This is a genomic window from Hymenobacter sp. J193 (assembly GCF_024700075.1).
Classification (GTDB): Bacteria; Bacteroidota; Bacteroidia; order Cytophagales; family Hymenobacteraceae; genus Hymenobacter.
Genome location: NZ_JAJONE010000001.1, coordinates 1,855,807 through 1,871,776 on the forward strand (window position 1 = coordinate 1,855,807; position 15,970 = coordinate 1,871,776).

The window sequence follows — 15,970 nt, forward strand, 5'->3', positions numbered from 1 at the left end:
ACGTCCCTTTTGCTGAAGAGGCCTACCCCGGTAGCACGGGCAGCGGGATAAAGTCGGCGGGCGCGGGCTGCGGAATGGCCCGCGCCCCCTGCACCCTAGCAAGAATTGCTTCCAGCAACGGCCGCATGGAATGCAGCTGCCGGGTTTTGATCATAAAGTTCCAGAGGGGCTCAAAGCACTTCCAGCCGCCGGCATAGGCAAAATGCTTGAGCTGGTGCTTAAGCTTGTCGTGCGCGAGGCTGGCCCGGGTGATGTTGGCCCAGGAGTAAAATTCCCGATACGCCCAGTCATAGCCTTCTTTCAGCTGCGTCGCCGTCAGGTGGGGGCCGGGCTGGTGTACTACTGTGCGGGTATCGTACTCGTTCCAGCGCTGGTGCAGCAAGCGTCCTTCGGCCTCGATGTGCTGGTAATAGGCGGTACCGGGATAAGGCGTGGCAATGTGAAAGGTGGCCGTGGTGATGCCCTGCTGCACGGCCCAGTCAACGGTGCGCTTAAACACGTCGGGCCCGTCATCATCCAGGCCAAACACGAAGCTGCCATTGATCATGATGCCCAGATCGTGCAGGCGGCGGATGGCCAGGGCATAGTCGCGGCCCAGGTTCTGGTGCTTGTTGCTGGCCCGCAGGTTGGCCGGGCTCAGGGTTTCAAATCCTACAAACAAGCTGCGCAGCCCGGCCGCTGCCGCTTTTTCCAGCAAGCCATTGTCGCGCAGAATACTATCGACGGTAGCGGCACCCTGAAACAGACGGCCCATTCCCTGCATGCCATCAAACAGGGCAGCGGCAAAGCGCTGGTGGCCCAGCAGGTGGTCATCGAGAAAGTAGAGGTGCCGGCCGGGCAGCCGGTCTATTTCAGCCAGGGCGTCGTCAATAGGCTGCGTGTAGAAGGTGGTGCCCCCCTCGAAGAAGGCATCTTTGTAGCAGAAGTCGCAATGGTGAGGGCAGCCGCGCGTGACGACGATGGAGTTGGGCACCAGATACAGTTCCCGCCGGATCAGGTCGCGCCGGATGGGTGGTGTACCGGCCAGGGTGCGGCGGCTGGGCGCTACGTAGCGGGATCGGGCCTGCCGCTGCTGCCAGTCGCGCAGGAACTTTGGAAAAATATCTTCCCCGGGGCCCAGAAAAATGCTGTCGGCGTGCGGGGCGGCCTCCTCAGGCAGGCTGGTTACGTGCAGGCCTCCCAGGCATACATAGCTTCCTTGGCTACGGTACCAATCGGCCAGGGCATAAGCCCGGAAGGCGTTGGTGATGTACACCTGGATGATGACTAGGTCGGGCGCATCGTGCAGCCGGAGCTCTTCCACGTGTTCGTCCTGCAGCTCGGCGGTCCAGTCGGGCGGCAGGAAGGCCGCCAGTGTAGCCAGGCCCAGCGGCGGAAACAGCGAGTATTTGATGGGCCGCCAGTACGGATTGGTGGCCTCGGTAAGAGCCGGCAGAATGAATTTGACGTGCATAGCAGCCTCGGTGTCAGAGAAGAGAACAACACAAAGAATCAGAATAAACTTTGCAATTCAAAGTACTTTACAAGACAAGAGCATTGCAAAGGTTTCGTATCTGATATCTGGCTGCTCATCTAAGAAGTGCTATGTTTATCGCAGATACCTTCGTGGGCCAGCTTATTACTTTACATGATACCTGATCAACTTCTGACTGATTTACAAAATGCCGAGCTGCTACCTGCAGCTCAGGCAGCAGCTATTCGGGAAGATGAGCGGACGCGCCCCTTTTCCCTGCACTACGAGTTGCGCGCTGCGCTGTACCTGGGCATCACCCTGCTCACCGGTGGATTGGGCGTACTGCTGTATCAGCACTTAAGTGAAATCGGGCACGGCGTCATCATCGGGAGCATGGTGCTGCTGATGGCAGCCAGCTTTGGGTATGCGACCCGCCACCGGCAGCCCTTTACCTGGGGGCAAGCCCGGCCCGTTAGCTTCGTGCCGGACTATATTCTGCTGCTGGGCTGCCTGCTGTTTCTGGCCCTGGAAACGTATCTGCAGGTGCAGTACAACTTCTTCGGGAGCCGCTACGGGCTGGTTACCATTCTCCCGGCCGCGCTGTTTCTGGCCCTGGCTTATGGTTTCGACCACCGGGGGGTGCTGGCTATGGGCCTCACAGCGCTGGCGTCCTGGGTGGGCGTGAGCATTGCCCCGCTTTCGGCCTTCACCGAGAACAGCTTTCTGTCGTCGCGGCTGGGTGGGGCGGCAGTGCTGCTCGGGCTGCTGCTGGCCGGCGTGGGGTTCTACTCCGATTTTGCGGATCGAAAGCGGCACTTTGCCTTCACCTATATTTCCCTGGGAGCAAACCTGGCCCTGCTGGCCGCTACCGTTTCCTTATTTGATTTTTACTTGTCCAGCTTCCTGCCCAACGCGCTGTTGGTGCTCCTGATTCTGGCCCTGAGCGCCGGCCTGGTGTGGTATGCCCGGCTCCGTCGTTCCTACCTTTTCCTGCTGATGGGCGCCGTGTATGGCTATATCACCGTCACCTACCTGTTTTTCCATCTGCTTGATTTCAACGACGGGGAAGCTGCTATTATGCTGGGCTTGTTCTATTTCATGGGTTCGGCGGTGGCTGTTATTCTTTTCTTCGTCAACGCCAAGAAATTTCTTCGCCTAGCATGAGCCTGAAAGCCTACAACCCTGCCTGGGCTTACCAGGAAGCCATGCAGCAAGCCGCCACCCGCTGGCACCGCCGCGGCTTGCTTACCGCCGCGCAGCACCAGGCTATCCGGGCCCGCTACCCGCTGGAGTTCTACCGGCCCGGGCTGTTTCTGCGCATCGGCCTGTTTTTGTTTACCTGCATAGGAGCTGCCGGAGCCGCGGGCTTTCTGGCGCTGATCCTCTCCGACGTCGTGTCGTCTTCCTTCCTGAAAGTGCTGGCCTTTCTGTGTGCTGCCGGGGGGCTGGCCGTGCTGGAAATGAGCATCCGGGGGTCCCGCATCTACCACGCCGGCGCCGACAACGCGCTCCTGTACTGCTGCCTGGGCTGGGTTACTGTTCTTTTCACCGGTGTAATCTACGACGTAATTCCCCTAGCCAGCCGGGACTACGAATCCTTGGGCAACCCGTATCTGCAAATGGTACTGGGGCCGCTGTTCGTCGTTTTTCTCGTAGCCACCATTCGCTACGCCGATAGGCTGGTGGCCGCCGCTACTTACCTGCTGCTGCTGCTGCTGGTCGTCAATGCTGCGCTGCAGGTTCCGTATGGCCAGGCGCTGCTGCCATTTGTGCTCATGCTGGCGGCCGTGGGAGCTTATTGGCTCGTGCGCCAGCTGCATAAGCGCCCTGATTACCTGTATTACCAGCCTTGTCTGACGCTGCTGGAGGTTTTGGTGCTGCTCACGTTTTATGCGGCCGGCAACTATTACGTGGTACGGGAAGCCAACGCTATGCTCAGCGGTGCCTTCACCTCAACCCAAATTCCGTTGGCCCCGGTCTTTTATGCTCTGACGGCAGGTATTCCGCTGTATTATATTGTAATCGGCTTGCGGCGCCCCAGCCGGATCTGGCTGCTGACGGGGTTACTGACGGCGGCCTGCTCGGTGGCTACGTTGCGGTACTACCGGTCACTGCTGCCACCCGAAATAGCCGCCGTACTGGCCGGGGCGGTGCTGCTGGCCGTAGCCGCCTGGGCCGCACGCTACCTGCGGCCGGCCCGGCACGGGCTTACCTCCCTGCCGGATGACGAGCAGCCGCCTCACTTCAATCTGGAGTCGTTGGTGGTGGCCGAAACGGCCGTTGTACCGCAGGCGCCGCAGCCGGGCTTGGAGTTTGGCGGGGGCCAGTTCGGCGGCGGCGGGGCCGAGAGCACCTATTAGCCGCCAAAGGGCGAGTTTGCTAAAGCCCTGTCACGGCCACCGTCTACTGCTGACTGGTTAAATGCTTAGCGGCTCTTTGCGGTACATGCGCGCCAGTTGGGCCACGGCGTAATCCACTTCCTCTTCCGTGTTGTACTTGCTCATGGAAAAACGGATGGTGCCCCGGTCAGGGTCGGCGTTGAGGGCATTGAGCACGTGCGAGCCGGCATTGGCGCCGCTGGTACACGCCGAGCCACCCGACACCGACACCTTGTTGATGTCCAGGTTGAAGAGCAGCATCTCATTCATCTCCGAGGGCGGCAAACTCACGCTCAGCACCGTGTACAGGCTGTGAGCCGCATCGGCCGAGGTGCCGTTGAACTCCACCCCGTCCACTTCAGCGCGGAGTTTCTCGATAAACCGGTCTTTCAGGCCCTGAATGTGGCTTTGGTGCGCGGCCATGTCGCGGTAAGCAATTTCCAGCGCCTTGGCCAAGCCGATAATACCATACACATTCTCGGTGCCAGCGCGCTGGTTGCGTTCCTGCGAGCCGCCATGAATCAGGGCATCTACCAGCAGGCCCGAGCGGCGGTACAGGAAGCCCACCCCTTTCGGGCCATGAAACTTGTGGGCCGAGCCTACCAGAAAATGTGCCTTCAACTGCTGCACATCGTGGCGGTAGTGACCCATCGTCTGCACCGTATCGGTATGAAATACCGCATTGTGCCGGGCACAGATGTCGCCGATAGCGGCAATATCGTTGAGGTTGCCAATTTCGTTGTTGGCGTGCATCAGGCTCACATACGTGCGCGGGTGCGCGGCCAGCAGCTCGTCCAAGTGCTCCAGGTCGAGGCAGCCCTGCGCGTCATGGCGCAGGTAGCTCAGCTTCAGGTCGCCGCACTTTTCCAGGGCCTGCATGGTGTGCAGCACGGCGTGGTGCTCCAGCTTGGAGGTGATGCCGTGCTTGAGGCCGAGGGTACGCACACTGCCAAAGGCGGCGTAGTTATCGGCTTCCGTGCCGCAGGAGGTAAACACGATTTCGGCCGGCGCGGCATTGATAAGGTGCGCAATGGTCTTGCGGGCATTTTCGATGGCGGCGCGCACCTGTCGGCCGTGGCCATGGATACTGCTGGGGTTGCCGAAGTGGTTTTGCAGGAAGGGCAGCATAGCATCCAGCACTTCGGGGTCCAGCGGCGTGGTGGCGGCGTTATCGAAATACACGTTCATGAGCAGGGCAACAGCTTATTCAACAGAGACTGAAAGTCTGACGCCACAAAAATACAGGATTCCGGCCGGGTAGCCGAAATCCTGTACGTTTATAGCCTCTTCGCAAAGGCCAGCACTTACTGAAACAAGAAGTTATTTGCTGATGATCTCCTTGATGTCGCCGATGATTTTGTTGGCCAGATAGTCTGCCGTGGCGTTCGAGGTCGACTCGGCGTAGATGCGGATGATAGGTTCGGTGTTGGATTTGCGCAGGTGTACCCACTCCTTGTCAAACTCGATTTTTACGCCATCAATCGTGTTGACGGGCTGCTTGGCGTAGCGCGCCTGCATCTGCACCAGCACCTCGTCGGTATTGATTTCCGGCGTCAGCTCAATCTTGTTTTTCGAGATAAAGTAGTTCGGGTACGAGGCTCGAAGCTGCGTCATGGTCAGGCCGGTTTTGGCCAGATGACTCAGAAACAGGGCAATGCCTACCAGGGAGTCGCGGCCGTAGTGCAGCTCGGGGTAAATGATACCGCCGTTGCCTTCCCCACCGATAACGGCGTTGGTTTCCTTCATCTTGTTTACCACGTTCACCTCGCCCACGGCGGCGGCGGCGTACTGGCCACCGTGCTTTTCCGTCACGTCGCGCAGGGCGCGGGTGCTGCTGAGGTTGCTCACCGTGTTGCCGCCGCCATTCTGCTGCAGCACGTAGTCGGCCACGGCCACCAAGGTGTATTCTTCCCCGAACATGGAGCCATCCTCATTCACCAGGGCCAAGCGGTCCACGTCCGGGTCCACCACAATACCGAGGTCGAAAGAGCCTTTTTCCAGCACTCGGGCAATATCGCGCAGGTTCTCGGGCAGGGGCTCGGGGTTGTGGGCAAAGTCGCCGGTAGGCTCGCAGAACAGCTTTTCGATGACCTCCACGCCGAGCTGCTCCAGCAGCATCGGCACGGCAAAGCCTCCCGAGGAATTCACTGCATCCACTACCACCCGGAAGTTTTTGGCTTTGATGGCCGCTTTATCTACCAGGGGCAGCGTCAGGATAGCGTTGATGTGCTCCTGCAGGAAGGTGTCGTCGGTGGCGTATTTGCCCAGCTTGGTTACGGGCGCAAAGTCAAACGACTCAGAGTCGCCCAGAGCCAGTACCTGCTGGCCGTCTTTGTCGGAAATAAACTCCCCCTTCTGATTCAGGAGCTTCAGGGCATTCCACTGCTTGGGGTTGTGCGAGGCCGTGAGGATGATACCACCGCCCGCTTTCTTGGCCGGCACGGCCATTTCCACGGTAGGCGTGGTGCTGAGGCCCAGGTCAATGATATCGATGCCCAGCCCTTGCAGCGTGGCCGACACCAGGCGGCTGACCATTTCGCCCGAAATACGCGCGTCGCGGCCAATAACGATGGTATTGTTTTGGGTGGTGTTCAGCACCCAGGTACCAAAGGCGGCCGCGTACTTTACTACATCAATCGGCGTGAGGCCGTCGCCGGCCGCGCCCCCAATGGTTCCCCGGATGCCCGAAATAGATTTGATCAGTGCCACAGTGCCAGTCAGAAAGTGAAGCGTTGAAAAGTCAACTAAATGCGGGGCAAAAGTAGGCAACTACCCCGGGTTTCGCTATTCCACCCCACCAACCAGCTGGGGTGTGTACTTCCCCGCTATTTGATGTAGATACAGTTGAAGCCGGCGGCCGTTGTATATTTGAACTAATGGAATACACCCCTGCTGCCCGCCGCCCCGCCCAGCTGGAGGCTTTTAGCCGCCTGCTTGATGTGCTGGACCGCCTTCGTGCCGAGTGCCCTTGGGACCGAAAGCAAACCCTGGAAAGCCTGCGCCACCTCACCATTGAGGAAACCTACGAGCTCAGCGACGCCATCATCCGCGGCAACTTGCCCGACCTGCAAAAGGAGCTGGGCGACGTGATGCTGCACCTGACTTTCTACGCCAAGATTGCCAGTGAGCAGGGAGCCTTCGATATTGCCGACGTGCTGAATGCGCAGTGCGAAAAGCTCATTTTCCGGCACCCGCACATCTACGGCAATGTGCAGGCCGACAGCGAAGAAGACGTAAAACGCAACTGGGAACAGCTCAAACTCCAGGAAAAAGGCAACTCCTCGGTGCTTGGTGGCGTACCTGCCTCGTTGCCTGCGCTTATCAAAGCCATGCGGATTCAGGAGAAAGCCCGTGGCGCGGGGTTCGATTGGGAAAAGCCGGAGCAGGTATGGGAAAAGGTGCAGGAAGAATTGCAGGAGTTCGGGAATGAGTTTGCCGATGTTGTGCCTTCCGAAGGCCGGCAGGAGCGGGCCGCCGCCGAGTTTGGCGACTTATTATTCTCGCTTATCAACTTTGCCCGCCACGCCGGAATCAATCCTGAAGAAGCCCTGGAACGCACCAACCGTAAGTTTATTCACCGCTTTCAACACCTCGAAACTGCCTCTGCGCGCGACGGATACCAGCTGCGGGACTTAACGCTGGCGCAGATGGATGTGTATTGGAACCAAGCCAAGCAGCTTCCACCCGCCGGCTCCCCGGAATAGCGTTTTTTTAAGACCTGCCCTGCATGAAAGCCTTTAAACGCATTTTGGATTTGGCAGCGCGAAGGGTTTTGTTTAGGTTTGCCAGAGAGAGTCTAACTTTCGGAACTGGCCCCGCGCACGAGCAGACCCACTTGCTTGCCTTTAGTACGGCAATGGTGCGGGTGAGCGGGGCGTTTCCGTCTTAAAGCCTTTCGTCACAGTTTTCACCCACAACTTCATCTTTCACCAACCAACCTCCTAATTTTCCGGAACAATGGAACAAAAGAATGCCATGAACAAGAACGTGCGGCCTGCCGCTCCTGCTGCACCCAAGGGTGAAGCAAAAGGCGGTTCCGCGTTTGCCGCCATCGTGATTCCACTGGCTTTTATTGTTAGCCTCCTGATCTTCTTCTTCGTGTTGGGTAATGGCGCTAACTTCCAGGGTGGTAACAACGAGAATGCTGCTCTGCCAGGCAACTACCTGGGTACCATCTACAAAGGAGGCATTATCGTACCTTTCCTGATGACGCTTTTCCTGTTGGTAATTACGTTCTCGATTGAGCGCTTCCTCACCATCAGCAAAGCTAAAGGCTCCAAGAGCATCGAAAGCTTCGTGCGCTCGATCCGCCAGAAGCTGAATGCCAATGATATCTCCGGTGCTATTGCCGTTTGCGACCAGCAGAAAGGCTCAGTAGCCGCCGTAGTTAAGTCGGGCCTGCTGAAGTACCAGGAAATGTCGCGCGAGCGTGGTCTCGACAAAGACCAGAAGATCCTGGCTATCCAGAAGGAAATCGAGGAATCGACGACGCTGGAGCTGCCGATGCTGGAAAAGAACCTCGTTATCCTCTCCACCATTGCTTCGGTATCGACGCTGGTAGGTCTGCTGGGTACGGTATTCGGTATGATCAAGGCCTTCTCGGCACTGGCTCAAGCCGGTAACCCCGACGCCGTAGCTCTGGCTGAAGGTATTTCGGAAGCACTGATCAACACGGCTATCGGTATTGCCGGCTCGGCCATTGCCATCATTGCCTACAACTACTTCACCAGCAAGATTGACGAGCTGACTTACAGCATCGACGAAGCCGGCTTCAGCATTATTCAGACCTTCGCGGCTCAGCACGGCGAAAAAGAAACTTACACGGCTTAATCTGCGGTTACGCAATAAAGCCAGTGTACGTATCGTTGTCTGAATAAAACCACGCAAGAAATGCCTAAAGTTAAGCCCCATAGAACGTCCCCTTCGCTGGATATGACCCCGATGGTGGACCTGGCCTTCCTGCTGGTGACGTTCTTCATGCTCACCACCAAGTTTGCCCCCGAGGAAGTGGTGATAGTGGATACTCCCTCCTCTACCTCGGAAATCAAGCTGCCGGAAAGCAACGTTATCCGCCTGCTTATCGACAAGGATAAGCGCGTGTTCTTCGGGCTGGAAAGCGACAAAGCCCGGGCTTTGCTTCTCGACCGGATGGGCGCCAAGTACGGCGTTTCGTTCACTGAAAAGCAGAAGCGCGCCTTTGGTGGCCTCAACAGCTTTGGCGTACCGGTTCAGCAGCTTGGCTCTTTGCTCGATATGAGCACGGAGCAGCGCAAAGAGGTAAAGCAGCCTGGTCTGCTTTCCGAAGCTGATACAGTGCAGCTCATCGACTGGGTAATGACCGCCCGCCAAGCCAACATGGACGCGGTGAAGAAGCCCACCTTTATTGCCATCAAAGGCGATAACGACGCCGATGTGGCCACGGTAAGAAGAGTTATCCAGCTGTTGCAGAACAAGAACATCAACCGTTTCAACCTCATCACCGACTTGGAGAACAAGCCGGTAGTGAGCCGCTAAGCGCAGCCATGGCAGAAATACAACAACAAGCCGACTCCGGTAAAGGAGGAAAGAAGCGGGCCAAAAAAATGTCGACCAAAATCGACATGACACCGATGGTGGACTTGGCCTTTTTGCTTCTGACCTTCTTTATGCTCACCACCACGTTCAATAAGCCGAATGTGATGCAGGTGACAATGCCCGTGAAGGAGAAAAACAAGGAAGAGCAGTCGGAGCTGAAAGCCTCGGATGCCTTCACTATCCTGATGGGTGAGAACAACAAGGTGTACTACTACGAAGGTCTGGCCGATGCCACGACCAAGCCGGAGCTGAAGCTTTCGAGCTATGATGCGAACGGCATTCGTAAAGTGCTACTCCAGCGGCAGCGCCAGAACCCCAAAACGGTGGTTCTGATCAAGCCGGATGACAAGTCCAACTATAAAAACATGGTGGACATCCTGGATGAAATGAACATCACCGACCAGAAAAAGTACGCGCTGGTGCCCATTTCGAAAGTCGACACTGAACTTATTGCAACCTCCGGCTTATGATGGATAACGCGCAGCTAGCACACGCTAGCCTCAACGACATCGTGTTCGAAGGCCGGAACAAGGCCTACGGGGCGTATGTGTTGCGGCGCTTGTACAACAAGCACGTGACGCGGGCCTTGATCATTGCCGTTGCTCTTTTCGCCTTGCTCGTGACATTCCCGCTTCTGGCGCGCATGTTTGGTAGCAACGACGTGGTAGAGGACGACAAGATGCTCAAGGAGAACGTTCTGATGGATGCTCCTCCACTGGACGAAACCAAACCCCCACCCCCACCGCCGCCACCCGAGGCGCCGCCACCACCGCCGCCCAAGCTCTCCACTATTAAGTTCACTCCGCCCGTCGTGAAAAAGGACGAGGAAGTGCGCAAAGTGGAAGAAATTCCGGATCAGAAGGAACTGGAAGAAAAGGTAGTGGCCGCCGTAACGGTGAAAGGCAACACGGACAACCCTAACGACCTGACGGGCCTCGAAGGCACCGGCGACAAGGTAGTAGAGGAAGTGGTGGAGCAGAAGGTATATACCTACGTAGAGCAGATGCCGGTATTCCCCGGCGGCCAGGAAGCCCTGCTGCAATACATTGGTAAAAACATCCGCTATCCCGCCCTTGCCCTGCGCAACCAAATCGAAGGCAAGGTATTCGTAAACTTCACCGTAGGCCCCGATGGTAGCGTAACTGACGTAAAGGTTACGAAGCCCCTGGGCGGTGGCACCGACGAAGAAGCTGTTCGCGTAATTAAGACGCTGCCGCGCTTCGCTCCGGGCAAACAGAACGGCCGCGCCGTAAGCGTGTCATTTACCGTTCCGGTGACTTTCGCCATCAAGTAAACGTTCGGCTTCGGCCCCTAAAACCCGAATCAGGCTCCGGCTTGGTTCGGGTTTTTTCGTGCCCGAAAAATATTCACTAAAAAATACAGTACGGCATATACTAGCTTTTTCAGCCGGGGCGTTAAGCAGATGAAAGCCAGGCAGGGTTCTGTGAGTGAGAAGGTTGGCTTGAATACTACGCACCGTGTACCATCGTTCACCTTTAACCTATACCACCTATGACCACGCTCAACCTGCTTACCGCCTCCCTCGACGACATCGTGTTCGAAGGGCGCAACAAAGCCTACGGGGCTTTCGTCCTCCGGCAGCTTTATCGCCGCCACCTGCAAGCCGCCGTGGGTATTGCCACCGCATTGTTTCTGTTATTGGTAGCCACACCACTTTTGGTACGCTATTTCTGGCCTGAGCCAGTATTGGTTTCTCCACCTCTAACAATTCCTGATGAAGGCATTAAGCTTATTGATGTAGCGGAGCTGATGAAACCGAAAGCACAAAGCCAGGCTGCTGTGGCACCACCTGTAGTGCGGCCGCCGGATGAAATAGTACCAACCGTGAAACCAGACGAGTTGGTGACTCAACCGGATATTAAACCAGTAACCCCCACAACTAATAGCTACTCAGAGTTGCCAGATGGTACGCTGGTGGGACCAGTGGCTATACCAGGAAATGGTACCGTTACCAGCACTGGCTCCGACTCGGGAAAAACAACGGTAGTAGCCGTAGCACCACCCAAGCCTTTCCTGACGGCGGAGGTAATGCCAGCGTTTGCCGGGGGAGATAAAGCGCTGGGGGAATATTTTCGCAAGAATCTGCACTATCCGGGTCCAGCGCTGCGGAACCAGATTTCGGGACGGGTGTATGTTTCCTTTACGGTAGGCACCAACGGCGAGATAATGGACGTGGAGGTACTCAAAGGCTTAGGCTACGGCACCGAAGAAGAAGCCCAGCGGGTGATTAAGAGCATGCCGCATTGGGTACCGGGCCAGCAGGGCGGCCGTGCCGTACCCGTTCGGTTCACGCTCCCTATTACCTTTCAGTTTCAATAAGCCTCTGCCGTAGATTTCCGGGCGCCCTTCGCTGACCTAGGTAACTAGGCAGCGAAGGGCGTTTGCGCGCCTTTGGGGCCAAACTAACTGCGCTGAATAATACGCCCCAACAATCTGGCTACCTTTATGCGTTTAAGCTTTTCCTGACCTTCATTTTCTCCTGCATGCTCGACCGACGCCCCGCCCGCGAACGACTGGGCCAAAAAAGCCCGCAGCGTCTGACACGCTATTTCGTGCTTGTAATGGCCATTGTGTATACTGCACTGGGCTTTTACCTGCTGCTCGTACCGGTTTCTATTTTCTCCTTGCCCGCCACGCCCCGCCGTCTGCTGGGAGCCGTGTTTGTCCTCTACGGAATTATTAGATTTGTTCGCAACTACCGCAGCATAACCGGCAAAAACGATGAAGAATAACCTTTTTTCCCTGCAGCTGGGTGCATTTTTGCTGGCGGGTATACTGGCCACCAGCTGCAACAGCGGTGGGCCGCCTACCGCAGAAAACATCGACGATACCCCTACCAGCGGCGTGTTGAAAGTAGCGGTAGATGCTACCTTCGAGCCCATTGTGAAGTCGCACGTCGATACGTTTCAGCAATTGTATCAGTACGCCAAGATTCAGCCGCAATACGTGCCCGAGTCCGACGCTATGGAAGCGCTGCTCAACAATAAGGTGCGCGTAGCCATTATATCCCGGGAGTTGACGACCGAAGAGAAAACGCATTTTGAGCGCCTGAAGCTCTTTCCCCGCACCACGCACGTAGCCATTGATGCCCTGGCTATTATCGTAAATCCGGCAAACGCCGATTCGCTGCTGACCATGAGTCAGCTGCGTGATATTTTCACGGGCAAGGCTACGCAGTGGCAGCAGATAAGCCGCAGCAGCAAGCTGGGGGATATTACCGTGGTGTTCGACTCAAACAACTCCAGCACCAGCCGTTACGTGCGCGACTCCGTGACGCATGGGGCTGAGCTGACCAAGAAGGCATTTGCCTCAAAATCGAACCCAGCGTTGCTGGATTACGTTGCTACCCACACCAATGCCATTGGGGTCATTGGCGTCAACTGGATCAGCGACCGGGACGATGCCTCCGTACAGAGCTTTTTGCGCCGCGTGCGGGTAGCTGGCATCAGTACAGCCGCAGCCCCCAAGAGCACCGAGGATTACGTGCAGCCCTATCAGGCCTATCTGGCGCTGAAGACCTACCCGCTTCGGCGCAATGTGTACGTCATCAGCCGGGAGGCGCGGGCAGGACTTGGCACCGGTTTTGCATCCTTCGTAGCCGGAACCAAGGGGCAGCTCATCATCCTCAAATCCGGTTTGATGCCGGCCGTCGGTCAGACTCGCATCGTGACGACGAAACCCAACTAGCTTTGCTCCCTATTCACTTTTTTTCTTACGCTTTCATTTAATTTTTCGCACATGAAGTTCAAGCCCTGGAAGCTCTCCCTCCTCGTTGCTTTGTCCGTCAGCACCACGGCTGCCGTGGCGCAGAATGTAGCTGGCGCTCAAAAAGCCATTGAGCTGGAGCGATACAGCGACGCCCGGCGCCAGCTGGGTCAAGGTCAGACTCCCGAGTCGGCGTTCGAGCTGGGTCGCCTGTACCAGATGATGGAAAAGCCGGATTCGGCGGCCTATTTTTTCACGCAGTCAGCTACTGCCTCCAAAGGAGCGCAGGCGCAGATAGCCTCCGGTCGGGCTTACCTGGCTCAAGGCAAAAATGCCGAAGCCCAGATTCAGTTCGAGCAGGCCGTAAAAGCCACCAAGTCGAAAGACAAGGAAGTACTCACGCAGATTGGTCAGGCCTACGCCGAGTCGCCAACCAAAGACAATGGTAAGGCGGTAGAATACCTGACCCTGGCCAACAAGCTGAACAAGAAGGATGACCCGCGCATCATGAACCTGCTGGGCGACATCTATTTGAAGCAGGAGAATGGCGGCGGTGAAGCCATGAACAACTACGAGCGCGCTATTCTGGCCGACCCGAACAACGTAACGGCTTACTACCGCAAAGGCCAGCTGAACGTCCGTTCGCGCAACTACAACGGCGCCCGTGACGCCTTCCAGAAAGCCACTATTCTGGACCCCAACTTTGCTCCTGCTTACCGTGACCTGGGCGAAATGTACTACTTCGTAGGAAAGTACGACGATGCCCTGAGCACTTTCCAGAAGTACCGCGACATGGCGGAAAACACGCCCAGCACGCAGGCTAAGTACGCTTCGTTCCTGTTCCTGACGAAAAAGTACCCCGAAGCGCTGACGGAAGTACAAACCATTCTGCAGCGTGACCCGAAGAACGTGACGATGAACCGCCTGCAGGCGTACTCGCTCTACGAAACGGGTAAAAACGAAGAGGCGCTGGCGGCTATGGATGCCTACATGAAGCTGGTACCGGCTGAGAAGCTTATCACCGAGGACTACGTGTACTACGGCAAGATGCTGGCCAAAGCCGGCCGTACGCAGGAAGGTATTGCCACCATCGAAAAGGCCATCAAGAACGATCCTGCCAAAGCAGAAGAGCTTCAGAATGACTTGGCGCAGGCTTACCTGGCATCCAAGAACTATCCGAAAGCCATCCAGATGTATAGCATCATTGCCAAGAAGAACCCCGATGCTTTGACCAACAAAGTGTATCTGGCCCGCGCTTACGAGTTCAACAAGCAGTACACCCAAGCCGACAGCCTCTACGGCGTCATCACCACGGCTAAGCCTGATTACATTCCCGGCTACCTGATGCGGGCCCGTGCCAACGCTAACCTTGACCCCGATTCCAAGCAGGGCTCGGCCAAGCCCTACTACGAGAAGTACCTGGAGTTGGCTACTGACCCTGCCAAGTACAAAGACGGTATGGTAGAAGCCAACAAGTACCTGGGCTACTACTACTATCAGAAAGGTGATAAGGCCGCTTCGCTACCTTACTGGCAGGCCGCCAAAACCCTGGATCCAGCCGATGGTCAGGTGACTACCGCCATCAATGAAATTACGCGCAAAGCACCGGCTAAGGCCCCGGTGAAACGCAAGTAATTTGCTTGAAGCTTGTAAAAAAGGCCGCTACTCTCACGAGTGGCGGCCTTTTTTGTGTGGTTTGGTAAACCAAATGATATTGCAGGCTACGGCTGTGCAGTGTAGGATTCCCAGCTTCTGCAGCACCGCCTCGAAATCGGCGGGTAGCTCTACCTCAAACTGCATATCAGCCCCGGTAGTAGGGTGAACGAAGCCCAGGGACTTTGCGTGCAGGGCCTGACGGGGCATCACGGCAAAGGCATCCTCCACAAAGCTCTTGTAGGCGCCCGTACGCTGACCATACAGCACCTTGTCGCCGCCATAGGTAGCATCCGAAAAAAGCGGATGGCCTATGTGCTTCATGTGGGCCCGGATCTGGTGGGTACGGCCGGTTTCCAGATTACACTGCACCAGCGCTACGTGCCGGAACTCCTTCAGCACTTTATAGTGCGTTACGGCAGGCTTGCCGTACTCGCCGCCCGGGTATACCGCCTGCACCTTGCGGTCCTTCAGGCTGCGCCCTATGTGCCCTGTAATGGTGCCTTGCGGTTCCTTAGGGATGCCCCACACCAAGGCCAGGTACGTCCGCTCGATGGTGTGGTGAAAAAACTGTTGGGACAAGTGCGTCATGCCCCACTCCGTCTTGCCGATGACCAGCAGGCCCGACGTATCCTTGTCGATGCGATGCACAAGGCCGGGCCGGATTTCGCCGTTGCGGCCGGTGGGCAGGTGCTGGAAATGATACGCCAGCCCATTCACCAGCGTGCCCTGCCAGTTGCCATAAGCCGGATGTACCACCAGGCCCGCCGGCTTGTTTACCAGCAGCAGCGAGTCGTCCTCATAGCGGATATCCAGCTCCATGGGCTCGGGCACTACTTTCCCTTCGCGCGGCGGCTCGGGCAGCGTAATGGTGATAACGTCGCCGGGCTTTACGCGGTAGTTGGACTTCACGGGCCGCTCGTTCACCTGCACGGCCTCGACCCGGATAGCGTTCTGGATTTTGGTCCGGGACGCGTTGGGCAGGCGATTCATGAGAAATTTATCGAGCCGCAGCAACTCCTGGCGCTTATCGGCCTGAATGCGGTGATGCTCGTATAGCTCGTCGCCGGGGTCCTGCTCATCATCGGGCAGCAGCAGGTCATCGGGAAGTAGGTCGTCGTCCGGCAACATAGGGCAAAGTGGCTACAGGTAAAAGAAGAAAGCCGGAACACGGTTCCGGCTTTCT

General features: G+C 57.0%; 15 protein-coding genes. 11 read left to right on the top strand and 4 right to left on the bottom strand.

The window, feature by feature from the left end; all coding sequences use genetic code 11:
• Positions 1-22: 22 nt before the first annotated feature.
• On the bottom strand, positions 23-1,453 hold the full coding sequence (locus tag LRS06_RS08025; RefSeq protein ID WP_257871010.1) for a radical SAM protein: 1,431 nt from the start codon (positions 1,451-1,453) through the stop codon (positions 23-25).
• 174 nt (positions 1,454-1,627) lie between these two features.
• Here LRS06_RS08025 and LRS06_RS08030 point away from each other — a divergent pair, with 174 nt between their 5' ends.
• Entirely contained in the window at positions 1,628-2,617 is a 990-nt protein-coding gene (locus tag LRS06_RS08030) for a DUF2157 domain-containing protein (RefSeq protein WP_257871011.1), read from the top strand.
• Positions 2,614-3,813, top strand: a complete 1,200-nt coding sequence (locus tag LRS06_RS08035) for a hypothetical protein (RefSeq protein ID WP_257871012.1) — start codon at positions 2,614-2,616, stop codon at positions 3,811-3,813. Before LRS06_RS08030 ends, LRS06_RS08035 begins: the two co-directional genes overlap by 4 nt.
• 57 nt (positions 3,814-3,870) lie before the next feature.
• Here the strand turns inward: LRS06_RS08035 and LRS06_RS08040 are convergent, their stop codons facing one another.
• The gene (locus LRS06_RS08040; protein ID WP_257871013.1) at positions 3,871-5,019 is read right to left on the bottom strand and encodes a cysteine desulfurase family protein; all 1,149 of its coding nucleotides are present in this window, start codon (positions 5,017-5,019) and stop codon (positions 3,871-3,873) included.
• A 132-nt stretch (positions 5,020-5,151) separates the two neighbouring features.
• Positions 5,152-6,540 (bottom strand): phosphoglucosamine mutase, encoded by a 1,389-nt coding sequence (gene glmM, locus LRS06_RS08045; RefSeq protein WP_257871014.1) that lies wholly within the window; start codon positions 6,538-6,540, stop codon positions 5,152-5,154.
• A gap of 167 nt (positions 6,541-6,707) precedes the next feature.
• Here glmM and mazG point away from each other — a divergent pair, with 167 nt between their 5' ends.
• From mazG to LRS06_RS08090, 9 genes are all read left to right on the top strand, one after another.
• Complete coding sequence (mazG, locus tag LRS06_RS08050; RefSeq protein WP_257871015.1) at positions 6,708-7,535, top strand: nucleoside triphosphate pyrophosphohydrolase; 828 nt, start codon at positions 6,708-6,710, stop codon at positions 7,533-7,535.
• A 253-nt stretch (positions 7,536-7,788) separates the two neighbouring features.
• On the top strand, positions 7,789-8,661 hold the full coding sequence (locus LRS06_RS08055) for a MotA/TolQ/ExbB proton channel family protein (RefSeq protein WP_257871016.1): 873 nt from the start codon (positions 7,789-7,791) through the stop codon (positions 8,659-8,661).
• Positions 8,662-8,721: 60 nt separating this feature from the next.
• Positions 8,722-9,345 (top strand): biopolymer transporter ExbD, encoded by a 624-nt coding sequence (locus LRS06_RS08060; protein ID WP_257871017.1) that lies wholly within the window; start codon positions 8,722-8,724, stop codon positions 9,343-9,345.
• A gap of 68 nt (positions 9,346-9,413) precedes the next feature.
• Positions 9,414-9,875, top strand: a complete 462-nt coding sequence (locus LRS06_RS08065) for a biopolymer transporter ExbD (RefSeq protein WP_308239880.1) — start codon at positions 9,414-9,416, stop codon at positions 9,873-9,875.
• Positions 9,872-10,699 carry an energy transducer TonB gene (locus LRS06_RS08070; RefSeq protein WP_257871019.1) on the top strand — a complete coding sequence of 276 codons (828 nt, stop codon included), beginning with the start codon at positions 9,872-9,874 and terminating at the stop codon, positions 10,697-10,699. Before LRS06_RS08065 ends, LRS06_RS08070 begins: the two co-directional genes overlap by 4 nt.
• Before the next feature lie 218 nt (positions 10,700-10,917).
• Positions 10,918-11,745: an energy transducer TonB gene (locus LRS06_RS08075; RefSeq protein WP_257871020.1), complete on the top strand. Its 828-nt coding sequence runs from the start codon at positions 10,918-10,920 to the stop codon at positions 11,743-11,745.
• 164 nt (positions 11,746-11,909) lie between these two features.
• Complete coding sequence (locus LRS06_RS08080) at positions 11,910-12,158, top strand: hypothetical protein (protein WP_257871021.1); 249 nt, start codon at positions 11,910-11,912, stop codon at positions 12,156-12,158.
• The gene (locus LRS06_RS08085; protein WP_257871022.1) at positions 12,148-13,113 is read left to right on the top strand and encodes a PstS family phosphate ABC transporter substrate-binding protein; all 966 of its coding nucleotides are present in this window, start codon (positions 12,148-12,150) and stop codon (positions 13,111-13,113) included. Before LRS06_RS08080 ends, LRS06_RS08085 begins: the two co-directional genes overlap by 11 nt.
• A 51-nt stretch (positions 13,114-13,164) precedes the next feature.
• Positions 13,165-14,766 (top strand): lipopolysaccharide assembly protein LapB, encoded by a 1,602-nt coding sequence (locus LRS06_RS08090; protein ID WP_257871023.1) that lies wholly within the window; start codon positions 13,165-13,167, stop codon positions 14,764-14,766.
• Positions 14,767-14,799: 33 nt separating this feature from the next.
• Here the strand turns inward: LRS06_RS08090 and LRS06_RS08095 are convergent, their stop codons facing one another.
• Positions 14,800-15,915 (bottom strand): RluA family pseudouridine synthase, encoded by a 1,116-nt coding sequence (locus tag LRS06_RS08095; RefSeq protein ID WP_257871024.1) that lies wholly within the window; start codon positions 15,913-15,915, stop codon positions 14,800-14,802.
• Positions 15,916-15,970 lie beyond the last annotated feature (55 nt).